The sequence below is a fragment of the Candidatus Thiosymbion oneisti genome, from assembly GCF_004359955.1.
Taxonomy (GTDB): Bacteria; Pseudomonadota; Gammaproteobacteria; order Chromatiales; family Chromatiaceae; genus Thiosymbion; species Thiosymbion oneisti.
This window is the reverse complement of record NZ_SMSC01000028.1, coordinates 1-26,842: the sequence shown is the minus strand read 5'-3', so window position 1 is coordinate 26,842 and position 26,842 is coordinate 1. Positions and strand designations below refer to the sequence as shown.

The window sequence follows — 26,842 nt, the reverse complement described above, 5'->3', positions numbered from 1 at the left end:
GGACGAAAATGGAGGAGTCTTCTGATGTTCAAGTCTTGGAATCCGCGTGTCGAAACGCCTGCCGCTACGGCATCTTCTAAACCAGGCAAGCGTCTCGATCTACCCCTGGCTGCGACGGCGGCCTGTATCGTCCTCATGCTCACAGCCCCCATCATCGGCGCCAATCCCACCGGCGGTAAGGTGGTCCGCGGCAATGCCCATATCGCCACCCAACCGGGGCAGGTAACCATCGATCAGCACAGCGGCAAGGCCGTCATCAACTGGAACGGTTTCAGCATCGAGAAAGGCGAAGTCACCCAATTCGACCAGCCCGGCAGGCGCGCCATTGCCCTCAATCGGGTCGTCACCAACCGTCCGTCCCGGATCAACGGGCAGTTGCGGGCCAACGGCAATGTGTGGCTGATCAATCAGAACGGCGTCACCGTCGGACGGAACGGTACAGTTAAGGCCCAAGGCTTTCTGGCCACCACCGCGGATATCGCCGATGACAACTTCATGGCCGGGCGTTACCAGTTCGACCGCCCGAGCCCCAATCCCCATGCCAAGGTCATCAACCGCGGCCACATCTCGCTCGGCGAGCGCGGTCTCGGGGCCTTGGTGGCCCCCCATGCCCGCAACGACGGCGTCATCGAAGGCCAGGGCTCGACCGTCGTCATCGCCGGGGCCAAGACCTTCGCGGTGGATCTCTATGGCGACGATCTCATTCACTTCGAGACCGGCTCACCGGTGACCCGCAAACCGGCAGGCGTGGAGGCCCTGGCCGAGAACAACGGGATCATCCAGGTCGACGGCGGACGGGTATTGATCACCGCCGCTGCCGCCGAAGGCATCGTCGACCAGGCGATCCGGGTGGGCGGCAAGGTGACTGCACGCAGCGCCTACGCGGACGGAGGCGAGATCGTCCTGGACGGCGGCAATCACGGCGCCGTGGCCGTGACCGGTACCCTGGATGCCTCGTCGCGGAGCAGCCGGGGCGGCAAGATCGACATACGGGGTCGCAAGCTCAGACTCGGACGCAAATCCCTGGTAAAGGCCAGCGGCGGCGCGGGCGGCGGCGACATCCGCATCGGCGGAGACCGGGGCGGCCAGGGCCCCGGCCGCAATGCCGACCGGGTGATCCTGGCGCCCGAGGCCCGGATCATCGCCGACGCCACCGGCTTTGGCGACGGCGGCAGCATCATCGTCTATGGGCAGCAAACGGCCAGGATCGACGGCAAGCTGACGGCCCGGGGCGGTCAGCACGGCGGTGACGGCGGCTTTATCGAGACCTCTGCCGCCGGGACCATTGACATCGCGGCGGCCCAGGTGGACGCCTCCGCACCTGCCGGTAATCCGGGGACCTGGTTGATCGATCCAGTAGATATCAAGATCGAGGACATCGAAGCAGGCAAAATCGAGGATGCATTGGAGGGAGGGAGCAACGTTATAGTGAGTACGGACACTGCTGTTACGCCCCGCTATGGAACTGAAACCTCCGGTCCGGGCAACATCACTGTTGCCGCCGACATCCAGCCTAATTTGGCTGAGGCCGCCGGCGACCAGCAGGTCACCCTGACACTCACGGCACACAACGACGTCATCATCAATAACGGCGTCACCATTGGACCAACGAGTGCCGATGCCGGAGACCGCATGGGGGTTACCATCATTGCCCAGGGCGTTGATGCCCAGGGCAACAACATACCGAATGGCGGCAACATAACAAACAACGGCACCATTGATGTTTCTGCAGGCGCTGGAGGGGACGTCAACCTCACGGCGGCAAACGATATCGGGTTGGGCCGTATCCATGCTGGCGCCGGCGACATCACCATTATCGCCACTACCGGCGCGATCACCGACAACAACTCCGAGGTTAAGGCGAATGGCAGCGAAGAGGAGAACCTCGTGGGCGGCAATATCGGCCTGACCGCGGGCGGCGCTATCGGTGCGACAGGAAACGCCGATATCGACACGGCTGTAGCGACCAAGCTCGACGCGCAGGCCACCGGCGGCGACATCTTCATCGATGAGACCGGCGATCTCGCCGTGGGTCAAATCATCGCCGGTACGGCTGCCGACCGGAAGGACATCACCCTCACTGCAGGCGGTGCGATCACCGATAACAACTCCGAGGTTAAGGCGGATGGCAGCGAGGAGGAGAACCTGGTGGGCAGCAATATCAGCCTGACCGCGGGTGGCGCTATCGGTGCGACGGGAGACGGCGCGATCGACACGGTTGTCACGACTAAGCTTGACGCACAAGCCGGCGGCAGCATCTACATCGACGAGACCAATGATCTTGCCGTGGGTCAAATCATCGCCAGTACGGCTGTTGACCGGAAGGACATCACCCTCACCGCAGGCGGTGCGATCACCGACGGGAACTCCGAGACTAAGGCCGATGGCAGCGAGGAGGAAAACCTGGTGGGCGCCAATCTCGCCCTGACCGCGGGCAGCGGCATTGGCACCGCAGGTGAGGATATCGACACCAAGGTGAGCGTCATCGACGCCACCACCGGCAGCGGCGGCATTTACATCGCTGAGACCGATGCCGTGCGACTAGGCAACACAGCGCCCATCACCATCGGCAGTGGGGGTGGGGACATTCAAGTCACCGCCGGCGACACCATGACCGTGACCCAAACCGTCGCTACTACCGGGAGTGGAGCGATCAGCTTGACCATCAACTCCGACGACTTGCAGGTCAATCCGGCCAACCTGGAGGTCAATGCTGAAGTTACGGCCGGCGGCGGGTTGAGCCTGGATGCAAAGGGCCTATTGAGCATTACTGCAGCCGTCAGCGGAAGCAGTGTCGAGCTCACAGGTGGCACCGGCATCAAGCACACCGCTGCCGGAGACGTCACCTCCACTGGCGGCGACATCACCGCCACGGCGAAGACCGGCGACATCAGCATGGCCGACGGCACTGTCTACACCACAACCGGCGGGGATGTAACTCTCACGGCGGCGAACAATGTGGCCTTGGGCCGGGTCGTCGCTGTTACGAACCTTGACGGGGACAATGAGGAGAGGCACGCCATCACCGTTAAGGCGGGCGGAGCGATCACAGACGGCAACTCCAAGGTTATTACAGAAGACGGCGAACAGAGAGAAGAAGAAAACCTGGTCGGTGACAATATCAAGCTGACCGCAGGCAGCGGTATCGGCATTGATGAGTCGGGTACGATTGACGACATCGACACCCAGGCGGACCGCATCGATGTCACCACCGGCACCGGGGGCATCTATCTGGCCGAGACCGATACGGTGCAGTTGGGCAACAGCGAGGAGGTCAGGGCCGGTGGGCCGATCCAAGTGACGTCCGGTAACACCCTGACGGTAGGCCGAGCGGTCACCACTACCGGGACCGAAGGAACCGTCAGTTTGACTGCTGATGCCGGGGATCTGGTAATCAATGACCGGAAAATCACGGCCACCGGAGCGGTCGATCTCACGGCGGCGAACAATGTGGCCTTGGGTCGTATCGAGGCTGGTGGCAACACCATCACCGTCACTGCGGACAGCGATAACACCGCCGGCGGCGCGATCAGCGACAACTGGACCTCTGGTGATGGCGCGGGCAACGAGAACCTCGTCGGCGGCAATATCAACCTGACCGCAGGCAGCGGCATCGGCATTGATGAGTCGGGCACGGTTGACGCTATCGACACTAAGGCGGACCGCATCGATGTCACCACCGGCACCGGGGGCATCTATCTGGCCGAGACCAACGAAGTGACGTTAGGCAATACCCAAGAGGTCACCGCCGCTGGACCGATCCAGGTCACCGCCGGCAACACCCTGACCGTAGGCCAAGCGGTCACTACCACCGGGACCGGAGGAGCCGTCAGCTTGACCGCCGGCACTGCTGACACCGGCGATCTGGTGATCACTAACCAGAGGATCAAGGCCAGTGGGGATGTCACCCTGACGGCGGGGAACAATGTTGAATTGGGTCGTATCGTTGCCGGTACGGAAACTGATTGGAAGGATATTACCGTCACTGCGGGCGGTACGGTCACCGACAACAACTCCAAGGTTGAAGACGGTAACGAGGAGGAAAACCTGGTCGGTGACAATATCAAACTGACCGCAGGCAGTGGTATCGGTACGAGTGAGAGTGAAACCACTGATATCGATACTGCCGCGGACCGCATCGACGCGAAGATCACTGGTGCCAGCGGCGGTATCTTCATTGCTGAAACCGACGCGGTGACCTTGGGCAACACAGAAGCAGTCACCGCCGCTGGACCAATCCAAGTCACCGCCGGCAACACCCTGACGGTAGGCCAAGCGGTCACTACCACCGGGACCGAGGGAGCCGTTACCTTGACCGCTGATGCCGGGGATCTGGTGATTGATGACCAGACCATCACGGCCACCGGAGCGGTCGAGCTCACGGCGGCGAACAATGTGGCCTTGGGCCGGGTCGTGGCCGATAGCAACACCATCAGCGTCACTGCGACCAGTGGTGTGATCAGCGACGCCTGGTCGGGTGAAGATGCGGGCAACGAGAACCTCGTTGGTGGCGATATCAGCCTGACTGCGGGCAGCGGTATCGGTGCGAAGGAAAACGACCCCTCAGTGGATACCGGCGATATCGACACCGAGGCGGTCAGCCTCGACGCGAAGATCACTGGTGCCACCGGCGGTATTTTCATCACTGAGACCGGCGATGTGACCTTGGGCAGCAGCAACACGAAGTCGGGGACCACTGAGTCGATGACCACTGGGGGTGGAGCCATCGAGGTTACTTCCGGCGGCAATATGACCGTAGCGCAGGCGGTCACCACCGCCGGGAATGGGAAAATCGATCTGACCACCACGGCCGGCAATCTACAGGTCGATGCCGAAGTCAGGGCCGGTGGCGATCTGGTTCTGGATGCGGCGGGTCTGTTGGAGACGGCCGACGGTCCTGCCTTGAGCGTGAACGACGGCGGCCTTTTGAGCGCCGGGGGGGCGGTTAGTCTCGCGGCACGTGGGGGTAACATCGCATTGGGTCGTGTCGTGGCTGGTACGGACGCTGATAGGAAGAACATCACCGTCACTGCAGGCGGTGCAATCAGTGACCACGACACCGCGGCTGAAGGCCCAGGTAACGAAAACCTCGTGGGCGGCGCCATCAGCCTGACCGCAGGCACCGGCATTGGTGGTGCGACGGTAGGCGACGATATCGACACCGCTGCAACCAGCATCAGCGCCGATACCGCTGATGGCGGCATCGACATCGCCAACACCCTGGGCTCCCAGGTCACTGTGAGTAGCCTCACCAGCAGCGGCACCGGTGACATTCGGTTCGATCAGAGCGGGGGCGGAGCGGTGGATTTCGCCACCGTCACCACCAACGATGGGGCCATCACCCTGACCAACACGGGTGCTGGCCTGAGCGTTACCGGATCGGTCGAGGCCGGCGGTGCGGGCAAGAACCTCACCCTTACCACCACCGGCTCCGGCGACATCACGCTCAGCGGGACCACCACCGCCGCAGATGACGGGACTCCCTCGGACACGGATGACAAGGTGCACATCACTTCCGCCGGGGCCATCGACGGCGCGGGATTGGTCACGGCCGCTATCGCCGAGCTCGATGCCGCTACCGGCATTGGAGGCGCCACGCCGCTGGCGTTGGCAGCGGCTCGCATCAGCGCCGACACCACCGATGGTAGCGTTGATGTTGACAACACCCTGGACTCCCAGGTCACCGTGAGCAGCCTCACCAGTGGTGGCACCGGCGACATCCAATTCGATCAGAGCGGAGGCGGAGCAGTAGACTTCGCCACCGTCACCACCGACGATGGGGCCGTTACACTCACCAACACGGGTGCTGGACTGAAGGTTACCGGACCGATCAAGGCCGGCGGTACGGGCAAGAACCTCACCCTTACCACTTTCGGCTCCGGCGACATCACCCTCACCGGCACCACAACCGCCACGGATGACGAAGTGCACATCACCTCCGCCGGGGCCATCGACGGTGCGGGATTGGTCACGGCCGCTATCGCCGATCTCGATGCCGCTACCGGCATCGGGGATACCACGGCCTTGGAGTTGGCAACGGCTCGCATCAGCGCCGACACCACCGATGGCGGCATCGACATCGACAATACTTCAGCCTCTGCCGTCACTGTCACCAGCCTCACCAGCACCAATTCCGCCGGCAATGCAAGCGGCGACATCCGATTCGATCAGAGCGGAGGCGGGGCGGTGACCTTTAGCACCGTCACCACCAACGACGGGGCCATCACCCTGACCAACACCAACGCCGGACTCAGCGTTAGCGGACCGATCACCGCCGGTGGTGCCGGCAATGCCGTCAACCTCGATGCGGCAGGCTTGTTGCACATCGCCGCGGCCGTCAGTGGAAGCAATGTCGAGCTTACGGGTGGCACCGGCATCACACACACTGCCGCTGGCGACGTCACCTCCGGTGGCACCATCACCGCCACGGCTGAGGCCAACGACATCAGCATGGCCGACGGTACCCGCTACAGCGCCGGGGGAGCGGTCAGTCTCACGGCGCAGAATAACATCGCCTTGGGTCGGGTCGAGGCCGGTGCCGCTATCTCTGTCACTGCCACCACCGGGGCAATCAGCGACAACACGGCGGCTGAAGGTGCGGGTAACGAGAACCTCGTCGGTGGTTCTCTTACCCTACGAGCAGCTACCGGCATCGGTGCGTCGGGTGGTGCTGCCGATATCGACACTGCCGCGGGTAGCATCGACGCGCAGACCACTACCGGCGGCATTTTCATCGATGAGACCGATGCTGTGACACTGGGCCCAGTAACCACCGGCAGCGGAGGCGGGCCTATCGAGGTCACCGCTGGCGCTATGACCGTAGCCCAGGCCGTCACTACCGCTGGGGGTGGGGCAATCAGCTTGACCACTACGGCCGGCGATTTGCAGGTCGGTCAGGCGGTCACCGCCGGTGGTGCTTTGAGCCTGGATGCAGCGGGCCAGTTGATCGTTGCTGCGGCCGTCAGCGGCAGTGGGGTCGAGCTCTCCGGCGGCGCCGGCGTCGCGCACACCGCTGCCGGAGACGTCACCTCCAGCGGCGGCATCACCGCCACGGCAGCGGCCAACGACATCAGCATGGCCGACGGTACCCGCTACAGCGCCGGGGGGGCGGCCAGTCTCACGGCCCAGGGCAGTGTTGCACTGGGTCGTGTTGAGGCCGGTACCAGTATCACCGTCACTGCCGCGACCGGGGCGATCAGCGACAACACGGCGGCTGAAGGCGCGGGTAACGAGAACCTGGTCGGTCGTGACGTCAGTTTGACCGCGGCCACCGGCGTCGGTGCCTCAGGTGCGGCCGCCGATATCGACACCGCCGCCGATACCATCGATGCCGGCACCCAATCGGGAGGTATCTACCTGGCCGAGACCGACGCGGTGCAGTTGGGCAACCAGGCGTCGGTAACCACCGGCGATGGGGGCGGAGCCGTCGAGGTCACCGCCGGCGGTGCCCTGACTGTGGCCCGAGCGGTCACTACCGCCGGGGGTGGAGCCATCAGGCTGACCACCAGGGCCGATGACTTGCAAGTCGAGGATCAGGTCACCGCCGGCGGTGCTTCAAGCCTGGGTGCGGCGGCTCGGTTGATCCTTGCCGCTGCCGTCAGCGGCAGCGAGGTCGAGCTCTCCGGCGGCACCGGCATCGCGCATACCGCCGCTGGAGACGTTACCGCCACCAGCGGCGCCATCACCGCCGTGGCCGCGGCCGGCGACATCGACATGGCCGACGGCACCCTCTACCAGGCGGCTGGAAATGCCGAACTCAGGGCCCAGGGTAGCGTCGCATTGGGTCGTATCGATGCCGGTGCCGATGCCATCGCCGTCACCGCGACCGCGGGTGCGATCAGTGACAACACGGCGGCTGAAGGCGCGGGTAACGAAAACCTGGTCGCCGGCGACCTCAGTCTGACCGCGGCCACCGGCATCGGTGCGCCGGGCGCGGCCGCCGATATCGACACGGCTGTAGACACGATCAATGCCCAAACGACTCGTTCCGGCGGCATTTATCTGGCCGAAACCGATGCGGTGACCCTGGCTTCGACCACCGGAATCAGCGCGGCGGCGGGAGCGGATATCGATATAAGATCAGGCGGCGAGATGGTCGTCGAAGCAGGGGATGTGCAGGCCTTCGCAAGCGGTGACATTCGGCTCACCGCCACCGCCGGCGATCTGGTTATAGGCGGTGAGGTGGCAACGGACTCCGGTGACCTGGAGCTCACCGCAGACGGATCGATCCGGCAAGCCGAGGGGAGGCGGCTGCGGACCAGGAGCGACAACCAGGGGACGCTGGGGAGAGGGCTGCTGCGGACCAGGAGCGACAACCAGGGGACCCTGGCCCTGCGCAGCGGTCAGGCCATCGGCACAGCGGATGCCCCGATCCTGACCGATGTGGCTATCCTCGCTGCGGAGGCCGCCGGCGGTGGCGTATTCGCGACGCAGGTAGACGGCACGCAGGGCAACCTGGTGATCGGTACGACCACAGGGGCCAATCCGCTGACCGGCATCACGGCCCACAATGGTGACATCGAAGTGACCACCCAGGGGTTCGGCTCGCCACCGGATTACGGACGGCTCGACATTCTTGGTCGGGTGCGCGTCGTAGGAAGCGGCGATATTCGGCTGTGCGCCGAGGCAGCGCAAAGCGACCTCGTTATACGCAATATCGTCAGTACGGATAAGGGTATCGTCGAGCTCGAGGCCGGGCGCCGTATCATCTCGGATTTCGATCTATCGGGATTCCTGATTCGGCACGATACGGTCGTCGATTCCTCGCTCCAGTTGACGCGCAGTCTGTTCGAGAACCTGGCCGAGGCCTACGCGGTTCCCGATTACAGCGTCAATGACGAGCTGGATTTGATGTATTTGAGCAGCCCCAACGAAGCCATCTGGGGAGAGAACAGGAGGCGTGATGAGGATGAAGCAGCAGCGGGCTCCGAAGCGGAGTGAGTACACTGGGGAACGAATTTTTGCATGCGCGACACCGTACTCCCTCCATGCCGCCGGCCTACGCGGACCTCACTTTGGGCGTAGGTTGCGTTAGAGGCTGTCTAAAAACTAACACATTGATTTTAAATCGGTAGGCTGGGTCGAGGGACGAGACCCAGCGAACCAAGCTTGCTCGTAAAAGCTGGGTTTCGTTCCTCAACCCAGCCTTCTATGAGGCCCCGCTTGTCAACCCCCAGGGCGTTGGTTTTTTCGCCGGCTCAATCCGGCGGTCAGTGTGCTTTAGGTGTTGTCGTTCACGGTAGCCGGTTCCTCCTGGATTGCATGGAACTGGTGGGCCACGGGTGGCTCACACCAACGCCGTTCGGTTCGACTCGCTGCGACCTGTTCGTACCGTGCGCTGCGTCGGGTGTCGTTCAAAGTGGGCACGAACCGTGCCGCGACCACCTTCTATCCGTGCCGGCCCGTGGCCGGTCACCTCATCGTGCATGCGCCCCTTGGCGCCGGTGACACCCGCGGTGAACACGCCCCATCTACAATGTCGGTCCGGTTCTCGACCTGGCTGGGTTACGGGCGTGCGCGACCGCAGGAAAGGGTACAAACGGGCTGACTTGGCCTCCTGTCGAGGCGTTCTGGATCCCCCCTGGTTGCCGATCGCTCAATGACCGGTAGACCGGCTCATCCCGGCGTCGGTTAGGCAACGCCGACCTTTAAACGGGCCCCCGCCGGCACCACACCCGATTCGACAAACCGCCACAGGTCGATCAGTAGACGCCGCGCCAGGGCCACGATGCCGATCCGGCGCTGGCGTTTGCTACCACCGCCGAAGCGTTCCTGGAACCAGCAACTGTGTTTGCTGTCCGGTTGATAACGCAGCCACAGCCAGGCCAACTGGATCATTAGCGCCCGCACCCGCCGGTTGCCCGCTTTGCTGATCCCCTGGTCGCGCGCCAGGTTACCGCTGCTGTACGGCGTCGGCACCAACCCGGCCAGACTCGCCAGCTGCCGGCGGTTGGTCAGCTCCCGCCAACCGAACAGCTCCATCACCAGCACCCACGCACTGACCCAGCCCACTCCGGTCAGCAACATGAGCGAGCGCACCCCCTGGGTACGGTCAGCGCTTTCAATCAGCTCGCTGATCGCTTGCTCAACGGCCCGCAACTGCGCTTGCACCCCTTGTAGACGCTCCCATTCCCGGATCAAGCTGGCTTTCAGGTGCGCCGGCAATCCGCTGCCGTCGAACAGTTTTACCGCTTCCAGGCGCGCCACAAAGTCTTTGCCAATCGGGAGCCGCACCCCCTGGGCCACCAGTTTACTACTCAGCCGATTGCGATGGCGCGTGCGTTCAGTGAGCAAGTCCTCGCGTTCGCGGTGTAGTTGCCGCAGGTCTTCCCACACCGGCTCCGGCACCCGCACCACCCGCCACACCCGGCGTTCACCTCGTGCGTAGCGAATCAGTTTCTCCAATAGCGCCTCGGCATCCAGCCGATCCGTCTTCGCACGCCGCGCACGTCGGGAGACCTCAATGCTGGCCGCATCCACTACCTGGTTCGCGATCCCCAACTTGCCCAACTGCCGGTGCACCCAGAAACCGTCCCGCCCCGCTTCGTAACAACTCACCACCGCCACCTCCGGCGACAGCCCCCACTTCGCCTTCACCTTGGTGAGTTCCTCGCACAGGGCCGCTATGTCGCCCGCTGCGATCACCACTTGGCGCTGCCGCGTGCCGTCGCCGAACGCCAACCGCCACTTCGTGTTGCTCAGCTCCAGTGCCATGTACAGCACCGTTGCATTCTCGTACTCTTGGGCTTGAAGGTCCGCAGTCATCTTTGGGTTCTCCTCTTTGGCTTGGTTTGCCCCTTAAGGTTAACCCGCTGCGGGCCTTCATAGGATCTACCGCCTACGGCCCTTTTTTAGGCAACCTCTCAGAAGCGAGCAACCATGCCCCTCAGCCAATGAGCCCGCAGCCTCGCGGTCACCACCCCCCTCGGCGAAGATGTTCTGCTCCTGCGTTCCATGAGTGGCCGCGAACACCTGAGCACCCTGTTCGAATACCAACTGGAACTCATCAGCAAGTCTGTGAATATCAAGCACGAAGACCTGCTCGGCCAACCCGCCACCGTGCGGCTGGAACTGCCGGATTACCAAACGCGCTACTTCAACGGCATCGTCAGCCGTTTTTCCCACACCGGCTTCGACGGGAGCCTTGCCATCTACCAGGCCACCCTGGTCCCCTGGTTCTGGTTGCTCTCCTGCACCACCGACTGCCGCATCTTCCAGGACCAGACGGTGCCGGAGATCGTCAAAGAAATCTTCCGCGAGCATGGCTACATCGATTTCCAGGAATTCTTGATTAACGAGCTCTACCTCCCACGACGCTATTGCGTGCAATACCGGGAGACAGATTTCGCGTTCATCAGCCGGTTGCTGGAACAGGAAGGCATCCACTACTTCTTTCGGCACGAGGCCGACAAGCACACCCTGGTCCTGGCCGACGACAACGGTGCCCACCGCTCTATCGCCGGCTACGAGGAAATCCCCTACTACCCCCCCGATGAGACCGCACTGCGGGAACGGGACCATATCTCCGGCTGGTCCGTGGCCGGAGCGGTCCAGTCCGGGGCCTTCGTCCACACCGATTTCGACTTTACAGCGCCGCGCAAAGACCTGCTGACTGAGCGGGACCACCCGCATGAGCATGCCCGGGCGGATCTGGAGCGCTACGACTACCCGGGCGGCTACACCCAGTACGATCAGGGCGATGGCTGGGTGCGGGCGCGCATCGAAGAACTGCATGTGGATTACGAGACCGTAAAGGGCAGCGGCAATGCCCGTGGCCTGGCCACCGGGGCACGCTTCAAGCTGACCAAGTATCCCCGCCAAGACCAGAACCGGGAATACCTGCTCCTCTCCGCCGATTACCAACTGCGCTCCGATGTCTTCGGCTCCTCCGGAACGGCGAACACCGGCCCGGTCTTCCACTGTGAATTCACCGCCCTGGACGCCAAAACGCCCTATCGTCCACCACGGAACACCCCTAAGGCCCGGGTCCAGGGTCCCCAGACCGCCATCGTGGTCGGCAAAGCCGGCGAAGAGATCTGGACCGACCAATACGGCCGGGTCAAGGTCCAATTCCACTGGGACCGCTACGGCCAATCCGACGAGCAGAGCTCCTGCTGGGTGCGGGTTGCTCACCCCTGGGCCGGCAAGCACTGGGGCGCTGTGGCAATCCCCCGCATCGGCCAAGAAGTCATTGTCGACTTCCTGGAAGGTGATCCCGACCGGCCCATCATCACCGGCCGGGTCTACAACGGCGTCAACAAGCCCCCCTACGGTCTCCCCGCCGGCGCCGCCGTCAGCGGACTCATGTCCAACAGCACTAAGGGCGGCGGTGGTTACAACGAATACATCATGGACGACACCAAGGGCCAGGAGCTGATCCGTGAGCATGGTCAATTCGACAAAGACAGCACCATCGAACACGACCTGCGCGAGCATGTTCTGCATGATCGCAGCCGGGATGTCACCAACAACGAGACCATCCAGATCGGGAAGGATCGTGCCAAGACCGTCGGCAATGACGAGACCATCCGTATCGGACAGAATCGTAAAGAGCGGGTTGCCAGAAACGAGACCACCGCCATCGGCCAGGACCGTAAAGCGTGGGTCAGCAGAAACGAGACCAGCCGCGTGGGGCAGGACCGCAAAGAAAGAGTCGGCAAAAACCAGACCATAACGATAGGCGCCAATCGGATCGAAGTGGTCAGCGGCAACGAGACGGTAACTATCGCCGGCAGTAAATCGGAGACCGTTGCCATCGCCAAGGCGGAGAGCATCGGTGCCGCCAAGGCATTGAGCATTGGTGCGGCCTATCAAGTCAGCGTCGGCGGGGCGATGAATACCACTGTCGGCGGAACAAAGACAGAGGAGGTGGGCCTGCATTCCACGCAGACCATCGGGGGTAATCTGAGTATCGATGTCGGCAACGATACGTCCCACTCGACCGCTAATAAACACTCGATTTCTGCGACCGAGATCCTCCTTACTGGTAAAACCAAGATTACCTTATCGGTTGGAGCTTCCACGATAACTCTGACGCCGGCACTGATCGAAATCAAAGGTCCTTTGGTCAAGATCAATCGCTAGCGGGGTAAGAAACAATGGCACGGCCAGCAGCCCGCGTCGGCGATCAGCATACCTGTCCCCTGGTGGACCCAGGCCCTAAGCCCCATGTGGGAGGGCCTATCGCTCAAGGGTCAAGCGATGTCCAGATCGGAGGGAAACCGGCCGCGAGAATGGGAGATCCGGCGACATGTACAGGGCCTACGGACAAGATTGCATTAGGTTCGCCAACTGTTCTGATTAACGAATATCCAGCGGCCCGGCAGGGAGATCCGACCGTTCATGGTGGGGTTATTATTGGGGGATGTGACACGGTCATGATCGGGATGGGTAATTTCCCCTTTCCGATTTCAGTCAACGCAGATGGATCGATACAGGTTGGAAATAATATTAGGATCGAAGGCACACCGGATTTTCAGGGACGGACCCTTGGGGACATAGGACAAATTGCAACGACACCTTCATCCGACCCGACACGCGACCCGCAGGGTCTGACAACGCTGGAAAATATCGATAATGGTAGACATTCTGTGACAATCTTAGAAACAAGTGGCGCAAATGGAAGAATCAGTTACGATAGGGCAGCAGCTCAGGATCCGACAAGAGGCTCAAGTAGTACCATAGAGTATAATCCTACCTTCGAGCCTTCCACTGCTGCCGACCCAACAATAAGAGTACCCGCTGACGTAGTTCTTCAGCATGAGCTCGCGCATGCTGATCATTATTCTTCAGGGCAGGCCGACTTTTCCCCGGCGAAAAACCCTAACAACCCTCATAGGGACGAAGAAATAACGATCGAAGAGGAGAATCGTTATCGAGATGATCGTGGTATTCCAAATCGCGCAGATCATAGTACTGCATAGCTTGGTCCGATCTATGAGGAACATCGAACTTGGCTGGACCTTGGCTTATTTTGGGTTGATCTCGGTCTTGATAATGGGGTCTACCTCGGTACATAGCATGAGGTGCAACATGAAAAATCCGGTTTCGTCACCCGCGGAGACGGTTGATGAGGGCCTGGTCTTCCAATTTGGGATAGAGAGAGATACAAAGGTATTGACCATGCGTTACGCCGTAAGCAATCAGGCTGCTATTCCCGCTTATATCCTTGACCAGCTTTGGGGCTTTGACGTGGAAAGTTTGCCAGTAGTGGATAAACACAAGGCATATATTTCGTTCGGAGAAGATGGCATAGTGAAAATTGGCCTGTTTATCCACCCACTACCAACAATGAAATCCGTCTACTTGTCCATCGTACCCTATGCTCATGTCCTTCGACCAGGTGAATCGCGGAAAGTTGAACTTGCGTTTTCTTTGCCCATTGCGGAATACAACCCCTATTATTGGCCTACTGATTCGAGTAAATGGCAAACCAAAAAAGCCTCCGGGGTGCAGCTATGGATTGGTTATTTCATGTCGCAAGAGGATATGAGTGTCCAGACAACGACCATCGATGATGCCTATGAGGTACGATACCCCGGAATTATGCGTTCGACAAAGGTCTGGAAATCGCCGGTCATTGCATGTGACCTGATGGTCAGACAACGCCAGGATCTATTCGAGAGGTTTGACTGATATACTCAATGGCTCTTTACGGATTCCAAACTGTTATCGTGAAAATCGCCGCACACCTTCCGACCATGACTCAGTCGAGAGAAAGAAAGGGACACACATTTTGTTCCTACTCCCTACTAGCGACCAAACAACCCCTAGGGGAACAATCACGGTCGGATACACCACAGCGCTCGTCGAGACGAAGGAGCGGGATCCATGAAAAGTATGACTACAGCAGCAGAGAGTGAGGCGACCTCCCTCCCATTGGTGGGGCAGCAGACCCTTGTCATTGAGAATGATGCTCGGGGTAACCGGCTGCGTATCCTTGATCCGCACGGTCAGGTCACACTGAGCGTCGAAGTGGCCGAGGCGGGGAGGCCGGTGCTTCGCTTCGACAGTGGCCTGCAGATACGGACGGAAGGCCACTTGGAATTCGAGGCACAAGGTGTGGCCATTCGTGGCCGCGATGAAGTACGCATCGAGAGCGGGGCCGATGCGCACATCCACGCCGCCGGCAACCTGAACCTCAAGGGCAATGGCGACGTCGAGCTACAGGGAAAGCAGGTCCGGGTCAACTGATAGGGGCTGTTGACACTCTTGACAGCTACACTGCTGATATCGTAACCGGATCACGCGATTAGAAACTGTTTGCTGAATCAAAAGCCCAACCACTGAGTTGGGCTTTTTCCTCTTAGCGGCTCATCTGAATCAACTCAATATCTTTCTTGAGCAAATCATTCACGAATACCGAGAGATCAACGCCTTTGGCATTAGCAATGGCGGCAAGTTTATTTTGCACACTGGTTTCCAGATGGATGGGCAGTTGCAGCTGCGCATTTTTGTGATAGAACTTGCCGCGTGTGCCGCCAGAGAAATCGATTTCCTCGGGTATGTCGTCATTGTCATGTGCTTGTGTCGTCATCGTCTTCACCTTACCGAGGTTCGTTCTGGTATTGCTGCCGTTCCCGAGGTGTGGCTTCGCGTGCCGAGATCAGGCGGATTCTTGCCGTGTCGGCATCCAGGAGTTGGTAGGTATGCGACACGGCCAGCAAACGGCCCTCGCTGGTTTGCCCCAAAGTAAACCAGCGTTCCTCCGTGTCGCTATGGGCTTCATCGAATACGGTCAGCGCCAGCGGGTCAAGCATAACCATCACAGCCTGCGCGAAGGTGACCCCATGCTTGACTAGATTACTCTGAGCCTTTGCGTTATCCCAGGCAACGTCAAGTAGTGCGATCTTTGAAACACCCACTTTGCTCGTATCCCTCCTCGCGGCACAGACTTAAATCATCGGGCTACTTCCCTACGCTGATCACCGGAAAATCCAGCGGTTTACGTGTGGGAGGTTGTTTGGCCGACTCCCGTTGCTTCAGGGAATCCACGGAATCCTCCATCTTGGCGATCCGATCTACCGGAAGTGACCGGATCTTCTCGATCAAGGTTTGTGCGTGTTGTGAAGGCATTGCCATGTCAACCCCCTATGGATTCATGGATTCCGAACTGTTATCGTAAAAATTGTCGTAATCACCTTTCGACCTCGGCCTACCAGTCGGGGAAGTGCGGTCCAGGGCAGGTATACTAGGGGGTGTTGACATTTAAATCTAACCGGCTGTTTTTCATCTGTGAAATGGTCGCAACACACTGTCATTCCGAGCGGAGCGAGGGATCTTAAGATCCCTCGCTCCGCTCGGAATGACAAGTTTCTGTAGCGTTCGCTGTACAGATTTTCTAAATGTCAACACCCTTCTAGAGATCCATATGGCCGAACTCATCCCAAAGGAACGGCTTCAGCCCTCGCTGCTGGATCGGCTCACGGATGACGAGCCGCGCCAGGACAAGGAGTCGCGGGAGCAGCGGGTGCTTTCTCCCCGTCAGTTGCGCAGCTCCGTGATTCGCGACCTCCAGTGGTTGCTCAACGCCGTCGATTTGGCCTCGGTGCAGGACTTATCTCCCTACCCCTACGTGGTCGATTCGGTGCTCAACTATGGCCTGCCGGATTTGGCGGGCAAGAACGTCTCTGGTCTGGAAGTCGGCTCATTGGAGAAAGGCCTGAAGGACATCATCCAGCGTTTCGAGCCCCGTATCCTGCCCGATAGTCTGGAGGTCCGCGCGGTGGTCGACGCGGACAGCATGAGCCACAACGCGGTCCGGTTCGACATCGAAGGGGAGCTCTGGGGCCAACCACTGCCACAGCAGCTCTATCTCAAGACCGAGGTCGATCTGGAGTCCGGGGCCTTCGAGGTCTCCGAGCGGTAACTGCCGAGTAGCTGATCATGGACCCCCGCCACCTGGAATATTACAACCGTGAGCTGCAACATATCCGCGAGATCGGCGGGGAGTTCGCCGCGGAGTTTCCGAAGATCGCCGGGCGCCTGGGCCTGAGTGGTTTCGAGTGCGCCGATCCCTACGTCGAGCGGTTGCTGGAAGGCTTTGCCTATCTCGCGGCCCGGGTCCAGCTCAAGATCGACGCCCAGTTCCCCACCTTTACGCAGCACCTGTTGGAGGTGGTCTATCCCCACTACCTCGCACCCATGCCCTCGATGGCGGTGGTCCGGTTCCAGCCGGACCTTGCCGAGGGGGCCTTGGCGGAAGGCTATGTCGTACCCCGCAACAGCCCGTTGAAGGGTGAGAAGGTAAAGGGACAGCGCACGGCCTGTGAATATCGTACTGCCCACGAGATTACCCTGTGGCCCCTGGAACTCACCGCGGCTGAGTACTTTGTCCATGCCGGTCCCGTGGTCAAGACCGACCTTAGGGTGCTCAAACGCAGCAAGGCCGGCATCAGGCTACGCCTGCGCTGTACCGCGGACCTGACCCTGGACCGGTTGACACTGGATCACCTGCCTCTGTTCCTGCGGGGGGCCGACGAGCTGCCGTTCCGTCTCTATGAGCTGCTGTCGGCACAGCCGGTGGTGGTCATCGTCCAACCGACCGCACGTCCCCTGCCCTGGTGTGATCTGCTCGATCCTGCATCGTCGATCGTCCCTCGGGGGTTCGCGGATGAAGACGCGCTTCTCCCTTATCCTCCGACCTCCTTTCAGGGCTATCGTAACCTGCACGAATACTTTGCCTTTCCCGAACGCTTCCTATTCGTCGAGCTGCGCGGCTTGTCCGCATCCCTGCGACGCACGGCGAGCAAGGAGCTCGATATCATTATCTTGCTGCCGCGGCGTGACCCTGTGCTGGAGCAGGGCCTGGATGCCTCGAACTTCGCTCTGTTCTGCACCCCCGCCATCAATCTGTTTCCCAAACGCTGCGACCGCATCCGCTTGTCCGAGGGCGTCCATGAACACCACCTGATTCCGGACCGTACCCGCCCGCTGGACTATGAGGTCTATCAGGTGAACAGCGTCGCCGGGTACACGGAGGCCGAGCGGGAATTGCAGACATTCCTGCCTTTCTATGCCGCCCACGATCTGACCAGTCCCGGCGATCACCCGGCCTATTACAGCCTGCATCGAGTCCCGCGGCGCCTGTCGTCCCGCCAACGCCGAGAGGGACCTCGGACCAGCTATATCGGTAGCGAGGTCTACCTCGACCTGGTGGACACCGCCCAGACCCCGTACCGGAGCGACCTGTACCAGCTCGGAGTAACGACCCTCTGTACCAACCGTGATCTGCCCTTGCAGTTACCTATCGGTACCGGGAGCACCGACTTCGGCATAGCGGAAGGCGCGCCGGTGGCGGCGATCCGGGTCGTCGCCGGGCCGACCGCGCCGCGTCCTTCCCATGCCCACGGCGATACCGCCTGGCGCCTCATCAGCCACCTGTCCCTCAACTATCTGTCGATTGTCGACGGGGGCCAGGACGGCGCGGCGGCCTTGCGCGAACTGCTGGCGCTCTACGGCGACGCCGCCGACGCCGCCATCCGCAGGCAGATCGAGGGGGTGCAATCGGTTACCTCCAGGCCCATTACCCGCCGCCTGCCCGAAGCGCGACCCGTGACCTATGCCCGCGGCCTGGAGATCACCCTGTCCTGTGACGAGACCGCCTTCGAGGGGAGCGGGGTATTTCTGCTCGGTGCGGTACTCGAGCGCTTTTTTGCCCGCTATGCGGCTATCAACTCCTTTACGGAGACGGTCCTCAAGACAAACCGGGGAGAGATGATGCGATGGCCGGCAACCATCGGCCGCAGACAGATCCTGTAGATCTGTTTTCAGCCCTCGGGGAGGCGCCCTTCGGGTTCGATTTCTTCCAGGCGTTGCGACGGCTGGAGAATCTCTACCGCCACCAGCCCCGCCTGGGCAGCGCGACCAGGGCGGCGGACGATCCGGTACGGCTGGGGCAAGAACCCGCCACCACCTTTGCCCCCGCGACCATTGCCGGCTTCCAGGCCGATACGGACGGCAGACCGCCGCGCCTGGAGGTCCGCTTCCTCGGGCTGCTGGGACCGAACGGTCCCCTGCCCCTGCATCTCACCGAATATGCCCGGGACCGGCTCCGCAACGTCGACGACCCGACCTTCGCCCGTTTTCTGGACGTCTTCAACCACCGGATCCTGGGCCTGTTCTACCGGGGCTGGTCACAGGCCCAGCCCACGGTAAGCTTCGACCGCCCGGAGGCGGACCGCTTCGGCGACTATGTGGGGTCCTTGTTCGGCATCGGGATGCCGGCCTATTGCAACCGCGATGCTATGCCCGATCTGGCCAAGCGTCATTATGCGGGCCATCTGTCCTGCCAGACCCGCCATGCCGATGGGCTGCGGTCGATCCTCGCGGATTTCCTCAAGCTCCCGGTACGGATCGAGGAGCTGGTCGGGCATTGGCTCTCCCTCCCCACCGATCAGCACTGGCGGTTGGGCGAGTCACCGGCCACCGGTGCCCTGGGGGTGAACACCATCGTCGGCGCCCGGGTCTGGGACCGGCAGTCCAAGTTCCGGGTCCGCATCGGCCCGCTGGGGATGCAGGACTATGAGCGCCTGTTGCCCGGCGGCGCCAGCTTGGCACGTGTGGTTGCCGTCGTGCGCAACTATACGGGTGACCAACTGAGCTGGGACTTAAATCCGGTCCTGAAACGAGCGGAGGTCCCGCCCATCCGGCTCGGTGCGGTCGGTCTGCTGGGCTGGACCACCTGGCTCACCAGCCGCCCCTTGGCAAGGGACGGCGATGACCTTTTGTTGGACGCTATGGCCTGGCAGGGAGACGACGGGGGTTTGCCACCCAGGATGCCCGTGGCTTGAGGCTGAGTTAGGGGTTGTTGACAGTTATCCGAGCGCGGGCGAACGACATCCTTTATCCGCAGATTACGCAGATTTTCACAGATGAAAAAACAAAACAATCTGTGAAAATCTGCGTAATCTGCGGATTAAAAAGACCTGGGTCGGGCTAACTGGCCTGCCGCCAGGCAGACAGCGTGTTCGGACTTGGAGTGATGATATGGCTGTCAATGTGGATCGTGATCCCTTAAACCAAGGACCAAATCGGAATGACTAAAATCGATGATGCGAGATATTGAATGACCCAATCGACCGACGAGGACTATTTGGCCATTCTCACGGGCTATATTCAGGTCTGCGCCACGTACAAGCCGAAACTCGGCCATGGTGCAAAGGCCGGATATGAACTCGACGAGTTCCAGCGTATCTACAGGGCTGATCCCTTCTACAATTGGCTTGGCCTTGACAATCCCCTCATGTACGCGGCCCACAAAGCCGCAGGGGGGATGACCAGTATCTATCGGCAAATCGGCATGGGCTGCGAGTTTCTGTTCAGGCGTATCCTGCAAGACCAACTTGACCTAAACGACGAAGACGTGAGGTGGTCCTATACGCTTCCGCGTGTGGGCGGCGGAAAGGCGCGGAAACTTCACCTCGATGCACGTATCCCCATTTCGAGTATCGCAGATACCGCGCGAAGGCGTCGCGTTCGATCCTGGATGCGGAATGCCGCAAACCGGATTGATATCGATTCTGCCATTGCCAAGACCCTACAAGGTATCGTCTTCGAGATCCGACAGGGTTACAAGAGCAAGGACTCCAAGCGGCAGAATGCGGACATTGCCAATGCGGCTACGGCTTACACGAAGGGGCTCCTTCCTTGCGCGGGAATCCTCTCGCTTCAGATAGACGAAGATATTGCACAGCGTTACCGCAACGAAAGATGGATGCTCCTCACGGGGTTGACGGACAATGCTTCCTCTGACGAATCGTTTTACGGCTTTTGCAAAGATGTGATCGGATACGATCTTGCCGGTTTCTTCCAGCGCAATAGTCCCGCCATCAGGAAGGAGGTAGAGGCCATGCTCATGGCACTCTTGACGCCATCATGAGTAAGGTTCAATTTTCCGAATCAGCTCAGCAAAACGCCGATCTAACTTTCAAGCTCAACCGCCACTATGGAAGGCACGGTTGGCTTCGTCTCACGCCTGCATACTCCGTGAAACTTGTCTCCGAAATCTTGACGGCTTCGGATCGAGGGATTCGGGTTCTCGATCCTTTTTCCGGGACCGCCACAACCCCTCTTTGTGCCGCCTACGCTGGTAACACCGCGACCGGAGTAGAGATCAACCCTTTCCTCACATGGTTCGGAAACGTCAAACTCGCCACCTATTCTCCTGCTTGCGTTCGTCGTGCCAGTGATGCGCTCGCCCACCTGATCTCCCAAGCGACCCGTAAGCAGGCCAGGCCCGTGGCCCCACCTCCGATGCACAACCTCCAAAGGTGGTGGAACCCGGAGAAGCTGGATTTCCTGTGTAAATTCAAGGCGGCCTTGGATAATACTATTCGCCACGACTGTGCGACCCGAGACCTGCTACTCGTCGTTTTCTGTCGTCTCGTAATCAACTTCTCCAACGCCGCATTCAACCATCAGTCAATGTCCTTCAAGGACAAAGTGAAGGTGGACGCTTCAAAGGAGCGGCAACCGGCATTGTTCGACTTGGAGCCCGACCTTGCCTATATTGCACGTACCGAGGGACGGGAGATTCTCAGTTCCGCCAGCAACAATCCTAGCGGTGCTGCGAGCGTGATTGCCGGTGACTCCCGTTCCATATCGAATGTAGTTTGCGGTGAGTACGATTTGCTCATAACATCGCCTCCCTATCCTAACAGGATGTCCTACATTCGAGAGTTGAGACCGTACATGTACTGGCTCTGTTACCTAAACAATGGCCGGGATGCTGGTGACATGGACTGGTCCACCATTGGGGGGACGTGGGGAATAGCCACCAGTAGACTTCTGGAGTGGCATCGATCTCCCGATGGCTTCTACCCACCGTACTTCCAGACGATTCTATCCGGAATACGAAAGGCCGATAATAAGAGCGGTATTCTCTTGTCGAATTACGTCGCGAAGTACTTTGAAGACATGTGGCACCACCTCAGAGATGTAGCGAACGTGATGAAGATAGGCGGGACCGTTCACTACATCATTGGTAACTCAAGGTTTTATGACACGGTCGTTCCGGTCGAGCGGTTATTTGCCGAAATGCTCACAGAGTCAGGGTTCAGTGATGCGCGCATCACACGCACTCGAAAACGAAACTCGAAGAAAGAGCTTTACGAGTTTGACGTCAGTGCAAGAAAGTGAACAACAGCTGACAACCGGTTACAGCGGAAGGCGTTCCGCCACCGCTGGATCGAAGCGTTAGAGACTGTCTAAAAATGCCAACAGACCCTAGGTACTAGAAACCATTGAAGAGCTTATCTCCTAAGTAGAGATACGAAAACGTTTCCCACAATCAAAGGCTTTGTCATGGTTGCGTTTTTGCACCACAGAGGGCACCGAGAACACAGAGAACAGAAGAGAACGCAAAGGCGCAAGGACGCAAAGGTTTTTTCTCTGCGTCTTGGCGTCCTGGCGTTGCGACATCTCATTCTCAGCAATTCTCTTTTCTCTGTGCCCTCTGTGTCCTCTGTGGTTATTTTCCTTTAATCTGCGAGAATCTGCGTCATTTGGGGACAAATGAAGCGGGTGGATAATTTTCCCATACTCAATCAGAATCCCGGCGACTTCGCTTTTTACCGCCAATGGATGCGAATTGCTAAGAAAATCGAAAGTAATGCCGCGTCTGCTCCCTCGTTCCCTTGGGAGGGTGTCGCAAAAGCCCCTCTCCCGCCGGGAGAGGGGTTGGGGAGGGGAACCAATGGCTTTAGTTTCGATACGGTTAGTAACGCAGACCGGTCGCAATCGGCTCGCCATCATCGACGGCTCTTGATCCATCTGCGTCGATTTGCGTTCATTTGCGGATAACTCTTCCGTGTCGGGATCATAGAGGGTTCGTAACATGACAGAAATCAGCCGCACGGCATTGTTCGGAAAGCTCAACAGCTTAGGTTATAAGGCCATCGAGAGCGCCACCGTCTTCTGCAAGATGCGGGGCAACCCCTACGTCGAGCTGGTGCATTGGCTCCATCAGATCCTCCAGAACCAGGACTCGGATCTGCACCGCATCATCCGCGGCTTCGGCCTGGATCCGTCCCGGCTGGCGCAGGATTTCACCACCGCCCTCGACCGCCTCCCGCGGGGATCGCGCTCCATCTCCGACCTCTCCTCGGATGTGGAGGAGGCCGTGGAGCGCGGCTGGGTCTATGGCACCTTGCTGTTCGGCGAGTCCCAGGTGCGTACCGGTCATCTCGTGGTGGGCATCCTTAAGACCCGCGGCCTGCGCGCGGGACTGGTGAACATCTCCAAGGAGTTCGACAAGATCGGTGTCGATGCCTTGACCGAGCGCTTCGACGAGCTCCTGAGCGGCTCCCCGGAAGAACGGCTGGGCGCGACCGACGGCTTCCAGGTCGGCGGCGGCGCGGCTCCGGGCGAGGCCAGCGGCGCCATGGCCCCCGCCCAGATGGGCAAGCAAGAGGCCCTGCAGCAGTTCTCCCTCGACCTCACGGAACGGGCCCGCAACGGGGAGATCGACCCCATCGTCGGGCGCGACGAGGAGATCCGGCAGCTCGTGGATATCCTCATGCGCCGGCGGCAGAACAACCCCATCCTCACCGGCGAGGCGGGCGTCGGGAAGACCGCCGTGGTCGAGGGCTTCGCGCACCGCATCGCCGCCGGCGAAGTGCCGCCCCCCCTCCGGGACGTCACCCTGCGCACCCTGGATATCGGTCTGTTGCAGGCCGGCGCCAGCATGAAGGGCGAGTTCGAGAACCGACTGCGTCAGGTCATCGAGGAAGTCCAATCCTCACCGACGCCCATCATCCTGTTCGTCGACGAGGCCCATACCCTGATCGGCGCGGGCGGTGCCGCCGGCACCGGCGACGCGGCCAATCTGCTCAAACCGGCCTTGGCCCGGGGCACCCTACGCACCATCGCCGCTACCACCTGGGGCGAGTACAAGAAGCACATCGAAAAGGACCCCGCCCTCACCCGTCGCTTCCAGGTCATCCAGGTCGAGGAGCCGGACGAGGGGAACGCCATCCTCATGGCACGGAGTATCGCCACCACGCTCGAAACGCACCATCGCGTGCAGATACTCGACGAGGCCCTGGAGACGGCAGTAAAGCTCTCCCACCGCTACATCCCGGCGCGGCAGCTACCGGACAAGGCGGTGAGCCTGCTCGACACCAGCTGCGCCCGGGTCGCCATCAGCCAGAGCGCGGTCCCGGCAGCAGTGGAGGACGCCCGTCGCCGCATCGAAGGACTGGAGACCGAGCTGGCCATCATCGACCGCGAGACCGCCGTCGGCGTGGATACCGCCGCACGGCAACAATCCGCGCAGGACCGGATGGAAGCGGAACGAGACCGCCTGGCGACATTGGAAGGGCGTTGGGAGCAAGAACAGAGTCTAGTGGACCGAATCCTGGACCTACGGGCCCGGCTGCGGGGACGGACCGATGAAGTGGAAGGCACCGAGACGGCGCTGGCGGATACCGCCGATGGGGCTACCAAGACCCTGCCGGTGGACGACGAGTCGCCCTCCATACAGACCCCGCCGGAATCGGAAGGCAATGCCCAAACGCCCGGCCCGGAATCTCCGGCGGGCCACGAGCCGCCGCCCACGCCTGCTCCGTCAGGGCCGGAAGACGAGGGGCAACCGCTCAGCGCGGAGCAACGAGCCAAACTGCTCGACGAACTCAAGTCATTGCAGACCGAGCTCCAAGGGCTCCAGGGTGAGGCCCCGCTCATCCTCCCCAGCGTAGACGCCCAGGCAGTGGCCGCGGTGGTCGCCGACTGGACCGGGATCCCGGTGGGGCGCATGGTCAAGAACGAGGTCGCGGCGGTGCTCAAGCTCGCCGATACCCTGAACCAGCGCGTCATCGGCCAGCGCCATGCCCTGGAGATGATCGCCCGTCGCGTCCGGACCTCCCGCGCCCGGTTGGACAATCCAGACCAGCCCATCGGCGTCTTCATGCTGTGCGGACCCTCGGGGGTGGGCAAGACCGAGACCGGTCTGGCCCTGGCGGAGGCCCTCTACGGCGGCGAGCAGAATATCGTCACCATCAACATGAGCGAGTTCCAAGAGGCCCATACGGTCTCCACCCTCAAGGGGGCACCGCCGGGCTATGTCGGCTACGGCGAAGGCGGCATCCTCACCGAGGCGGTGCGCCGCAAGCCCTACAGCGTGGTGCTGCTCGACGAGGTCGAGAAGGCCCACCAAGACGTGCACGAGATCTTCTTCCAGGTCTTCGACAAGGGCTGGATGGAAGACGCCGAAGGGCGCTACATCGACTTTCGCAACACCCTGATCCTGCTGACCACCAACGTGGGCACGGAGCTCATCATGGGTCTATGTAAGGACCCGGAGCTCATGCCCGAGCCGGAAGGAATCGCCAACGCCCTGCGCCAGCCCCTGCTGAAGACCTTCCCCGCGGCCCTGCTGGGACGCCTGGTCGCCATCCCCTATTACCCGCTGAACGACGAGCTGCTCGCCGCCATCATCCGCCTCCAGCTCGGGCGCATCGCCGAGCGCATCGAGGAGAACCATCGGGTCCCCCTCACCTACGACGATGCGGTGGTCGCCCTCATCGCCGAGCGCTGCCGCGAGGTGGAGAGCGGCGCCCGGGTGGTGGACGCCATCCTCACCAATACCGTCCTGCCCGCGATCAGCCGGGAGATTCTCGAACGCACCCTCGCCGGGGACGCGCTGGGACGGGTCGGTATCAGTGTCGTTGAGGGTGGGTTTGAGTATGCCTTTGACTAGGGTGTGTTGACATTCAGCGAACCGCATCAGTCAGGTAGCCAAGTCGATTGGGATGCGTCATAACCCGAAATCGGGATCGGGATCGAAATCGGGATTCCGATTGCGATTCCGATCCCGATTTTGATTTCGATCTACCAGGCTCTCCAACAGTTCTAAGTAAAGAAAAACATGAATGAAAGATCAGTGGCATTTGTTTTCGGTTATATCCCTAATATCGATTACCCCAATAAAGAGGCGCAACACCATCAATTGAGTAAAAGATTTGCAATCGCTTTGGATACCTACCGGTCAAACAGTGATTCCATCCTGATTTCGGACAACGCATATTTCCTGCCAGGACCCCGGGACCCTTGGGACTCAACGACCAAGCCGATCCATCCGTGTTCTCGGAGCTGGGTGAGACGCCCGGACCGACCGGCTTCCACAACTACGCCGAACTCATCTCCCAGACCCCACCTCTGAGGCCCCCTGAGCATACCCAGACACCCTCGGAAACGCCGGAAACACCGCCTACCGATGCTGTCCTGTCCGAGGAGCCCATCTCCGGTACCGTTCCCGTCGGTGTCGGTATAGCATCGAAAGTCCGTATTCCCGTGCCCGGCAGCGGGGGTCTGTATATCGAGCTTTCTCCCCGTGGACGGCCTCCCCCAGGCGGCTCCACTTCCACGCTCTTTATCCAGGACAAGTTCGGCAAGCGGCATTTACGCCTGGATTTCGGGTATAACCCAAAGACCGACACGGTCAACTATCACTGGAATCAAAGAGGAACCTATAACGTATTTAGGATACAGGACCACACACCGGTGGGGCGTGGCGGCCAAGCACTATATAAGGGAGCCAGATATTTTCGTTATGCTGGACGAGTGTTACTGGTCGCCGGTGCGGCAATCGATCTCTATTCCATCGTCGTCGCTAAGAAGCGCCTCCGGTTGGAAGCTCTTCTCCGGCACCCCATCCGGTATACGGGCACTCCTGGGGTGGACCATCGATTGCGAGTGCCAACCCTTGCACCCGGAGCCTGTCCAATCGATACTTGGTCGCGATTTTCGGGAGAGAGAAGCCATGCCCTTGAGCCAACAAGCCCGGACCCTCGCGGTCACCACCCCCCTCGGCGAAGACGTCCTACTGCTGCGTGCCATGCGCGGC

Annotated in this window: 17 protein-coding genes and 2 pseudogenes; 13 read left to right on the top strand and 6 right to left on the bottom strand. The window is 60.7% G+C overall.

The features are described 5' to 3' along the window. Positions 1-24 precede the first annotated feature (24 nt). Positions 25-8,940 carry a two-partner secretion domain-containing protein gene (locus tag E1958_RS15670; protein WP_166664674.1) on the top strand — a complete coding sequence of 2,972 codons (8,916 nt, stop codon included), beginning with the start codon at positions 25-27 and terminating at the stop codon, positions 8,938-8,940. A gap of 346 nt (positions 8,941-9,286) precedes the next feature. On the opposite strand, the gene E1958_RS20435 is transcribed toward E1958_RS15670, so the two are convergent. Both E1958_RS20435 and E1958_RS15665 read right to left on the bottom strand, forming a co-directional pair. After that, a complete protein-coding gene (locus tag E1958_RS20435) occupies positions 9,287-9,463 on the bottom strand; it encodes a hypothetical protein (protein WP_165742288.1) in 177 nt (58 codons plus the stop codon). Between the two features lie 167 nt (positions 9,464-9,630). Further along, positions 9,631-10,764 carry an IS110 family RNA-guided transposase gene (locus tag E1958_RS15665; protein WP_133512700.1) on the bottom strand — a complete coding sequence of 378 codons (1,134 nt, stop codon included), beginning with the start codon at positions 10,762-10,764 and terminating at the stop codon, positions 9,631-9,633. A gap of 156 nt (positions 10,765-10,920) precedes the next feature. Between E1958_RS15665 and E1958_RS15660 the strand changes: the two are divergent. The 5 genes and pseudogenes from E1958_RS15660 to E1958_RS15645 all read left to right on the top strand — a co-directional run. Then, positions 10,921-13,083 (top strand): annotated as a pseudogene (locus E1958_RS15660) (type VI secretion system Vgr family protein); the annotation flags it as partial. Positions 13,084-13,097: 14 nt separating this feature from the next. After that, positions 13,098-13,346, top strand: a pseudogene (locus E1958_RS21380) (PAAR domain-containing protein); the annotation flags it as partial. Positions 13,347-13,376: 30 nt separating this feature from the next. Next, the gene (locus E1958_RS15655) at positions 13,377-13,922 is read left to right on the top strand and encodes a M91 family zinc metallopeptidase (RefSeq protein ID WP_243725289.1); all 546 of its coding nucleotides are present in this window, start codon (positions 13,377-13,379) and stop codon (positions 13,920-13,922) included. 109 nt (positions 13,923-14,031) lie between these two features. After that, complete coding sequence (locus E1958_RS15650) at positions 14,032-14,634, top strand: hypothetical protein (protein ID WP_133512697.1); 603 nt, start codon at positions 14,032-14,034, stop codon at positions 14,632-14,634. A 195-nt stretch (positions 14,635-14,829) separates the two neighbouring features. Next, positions 14,830-15,192, top strand: a complete 363-nt coding sequence (locus E1958_RS15645; RefSeq protein WP_133512696.1) for a hypothetical protein — start codon at positions 14,830-14,832, stop codon at positions 15,190-15,192. A gap of 112 nt (positions 15,193-15,304) precedes the next feature. Here the strand turns inward: E1958_RS15645 and E1958_RS15640 are convergent, their stop codons facing one another. Genes E1958_RS15640 through E1958_RS20430 form a run of 3 tightly spaced genes read right to left on the bottom strand, consistent with a single transcriptional unit; the run spans position 15,305 to position 16,080 of the window. Continuing rightward, the gene (locus E1958_RS15640) at positions 15,305-15,535 is read right to left on the bottom strand and encodes a hypothetical protein (protein ID WP_207787879.1); all 231 of its coding nucleotides are present in this window, start codon (positions 15,533-15,535) and stop codon (positions 15,305-15,307) included. Between the two features lie 10 nt (positions 15,536-15,545). Continuing rightward, positions 15,546-15,863, bottom strand: a complete 318-nt coding sequence (locus E1958_RS15635) for a BrnT family toxin (RefSeq protein WP_243725288.1) — start codon at positions 15,861-15,863, stop codon at positions 15,546-15,548. A 43-nt stretch (positions 15,864-15,906) separates the two neighbouring features. Then, positions 15,907-16,080, bottom strand: coding sequence for a hypothetical protein (locus E1958_RS20430; protein ID WP_165742145.1), 174 nt, complete (start codon positions 16,078-16,080; stop codon positions 15,907-15,909). Between the two features lie 289 nt (positions 16,081-16,369). Here E1958_RS20430 and tssE point away from each other — a divergent pair, with 289 nt between their 5' ends. The 5 genes from tssE (at position 16,370) to E1958_RS15610 (ending at position 22,137) form a co-directional block, all read left to right on the top strand. Continuing rightward, positions 16,370-16,867, top strand: a complete 498-nt coding sequence (tssE, locus tag E1958_RS15630) for a type VI secretion system baseplate subunit TssE (RefSeq protein ID WP_133512695.1) — start codon at positions 16,370-16,372, stop codon at positions 16,865-16,867. 17 nt (positions 16,868-16,884) lie between these two features. Continuing rightward, positions 16,885-18,759, top strand: coding sequence for a type VI secretion system baseplate subunit TssF (tssF, locus tag E1958_RS15625; RefSeq protein ID WP_133512694.1), 1,875 nt, complete (start codon positions 16,885-16,887; stop codon positions 18,757-18,759). After that, positions 18,723-19,790 (top strand): type VI secretion system baseplate subunit TssG, encoded by a 1,068-nt coding sequence (gene tssG, locus E1958_RS15620; RefSeq protein ID WP_133512693.1) that lies wholly within the window; start codon positions 18,723-18,725, stop codon positions 19,788-19,790. Before tssF ends, tssG begins: the two co-directional genes overlap by 37 nt. A gap of 275 nt (positions 19,791-20,065) precedes the next feature. Then, complete coding sequence (locus tag E1958_RS15615; protein ID WP_089727422.1) at positions 20,066-20,878, top strand: hypothetical protein; 813 nt, start codon at positions 20,066-20,068, stop codon at positions 20,876-20,878. Next, the gene (locus E1958_RS15610) at positions 20,875-22,137 is read left to right on the top strand and encodes a TRM11 family methyltransferase (RefSeq protein ID WP_089727423.1); all 1,263 of its coding nucleotides are present in this window, start codon (positions 20,875-20,877) and stop codon (positions 22,135-22,137) included. The genes E1958_RS15615 and E1958_RS15610 overlap by 4 nt, the downstream gene beginning before the upstream one ends. Before the next feature lie 120 nt (positions 22,138-22,257). Here E1958_RS15610 and E1958_RS15605 read toward each other — a convergent pair whose 3' ends face one another. Continuing rightward, positions 22,258-22,836 (bottom strand): hypothetical protein, encoded by a 579-nt coding sequence (locus E1958_RS15605; RefSeq protein WP_133512692.1) that lies wholly within the window; start codon positions 22,834-22,836, stop codon positions 22,258-22,260. Between E1958_RS15605 and E1958_RS15600 the strand changes: the two genes are divergently transcribed. Both E1958_RS15600 and E1958_RS15595 read left to right on the top strand, forming a co-directional pair. After that, positions 22,835-25,696: a type VI secretion system ATPase TssH gene (locus tag E1958_RS15600; RefSeq protein WP_133512691.1), complete on the top strand. Its 2,862-nt coding sequence runs from the start codon at positions 22,835-22,837 to the stop codon at positions 25,694-25,696. The genes E1958_RS15605 and E1958_RS15600 overlap by 2 nt on opposite strands. Positions 25,697-26,548: 852 nt before the next feature. After that, positions 26,549-26,842, top strand: a 294-nt coding sequence (locus E1958_RS15595; protein WP_133512690.1) for a hypothetical protein, incomplete at its 3' end; no start/stop codon positions are given.

Bases quoted from the DNA above. Each gene is read 5' to 3' on its own strand.
- E1958_RS15610 (WP_089727423.1), top strand. From the start codon at position 20,875: ATGAGTAAGGTTCAATTTTCCGAATCAGCTCAGCAAAACGCCGATCTA.
- E1958_RS15605 (WP_133512692.1), bottom strand. From the start codon at position 22,836: ATGTTACGAACCCTCTATGATCCCGACACGGAAGAGTTATCCGCAAAT.
- E1958_RS20430 (WP_165742145.1), bottom strand. From the start codon at position 16,080: ATGGCAATGCCTTCACAACACGCACAAACCTTGATCGAGAAGATCCGG.
- E1958_RS15600 (WP_133512691.1), top strand. From the start codon at position 22,835: ATGACAGAAATCAGCCGCACGGCATTGTTCGGAAAGCTCAACAGCTTA.
- E1958_RS15670 (WP_166664674.1), top strand. From the start codon at position 25: ATGTTCAAGTCTTGGAATCCGCGTGTCGAAACGCCTGCCGCTACGGCA.
- tssF (WP_133512694.1), top strand. From the start codon at position 16,885: ATGGACCCCCGCCACCTGGAATATTACAACCGTGAGCTGCAACATATC.
- E1958_RS15615 (WP_089727422.1), top strand. From the start codon at position 20,066: ATGACCCAATCGACCGACGAGGACTATTTGGCCATTCTCACGGGCTAT.
- E1958_RS15645 (WP_133512696.1), top strand. From the start codon at position 14,830: ATGAAAAGTATGACTACAGCAGCAGAGAGTGAGGCGACCTCCCTCCCA.
- E1958_RS15650 (WP_133512697.1), top strand. From the start codon at position 14,032: ATGAAAAATCCGGTTTCGTCACCCGCGGAGACGGTTGATGAGGGCCTG.
- E1958_RS15655 (WP_243725289.1), top strand. From the start codon at position 13,377: ATGATCGGGATGGGTAATTTCCCCTTTCCGATTTCAGTCAACGCAGAT.
- E1958_RS15640 (WP_207787879.1), bottom strand. From the start codon at position 15,535: ATGACGACACAAGCACATGACAATGACGACATACCCGAGGAAATCGAT.
- tssE (WP_133512695.1), top strand. From the start codon at position 16,370: ATGGCCGAACTCATCCCAAAGGAACGGCTTCAGCCCTCGCTGCTGGAT.
- E1958_RS15665 (WP_133512700.1), bottom strand. From the start codon at position 10,764: ATGACTGCGGACCTTCAAGCCCAAGAGTACGAGAATGCAACGGTGCTG.
- tssG (WP_133512693.1), top strand. From the start codon at position 18,723: ATGGCCGGCAACCATCGGCCGCAGACAGATCCTGTAGATCTGTTTTCA.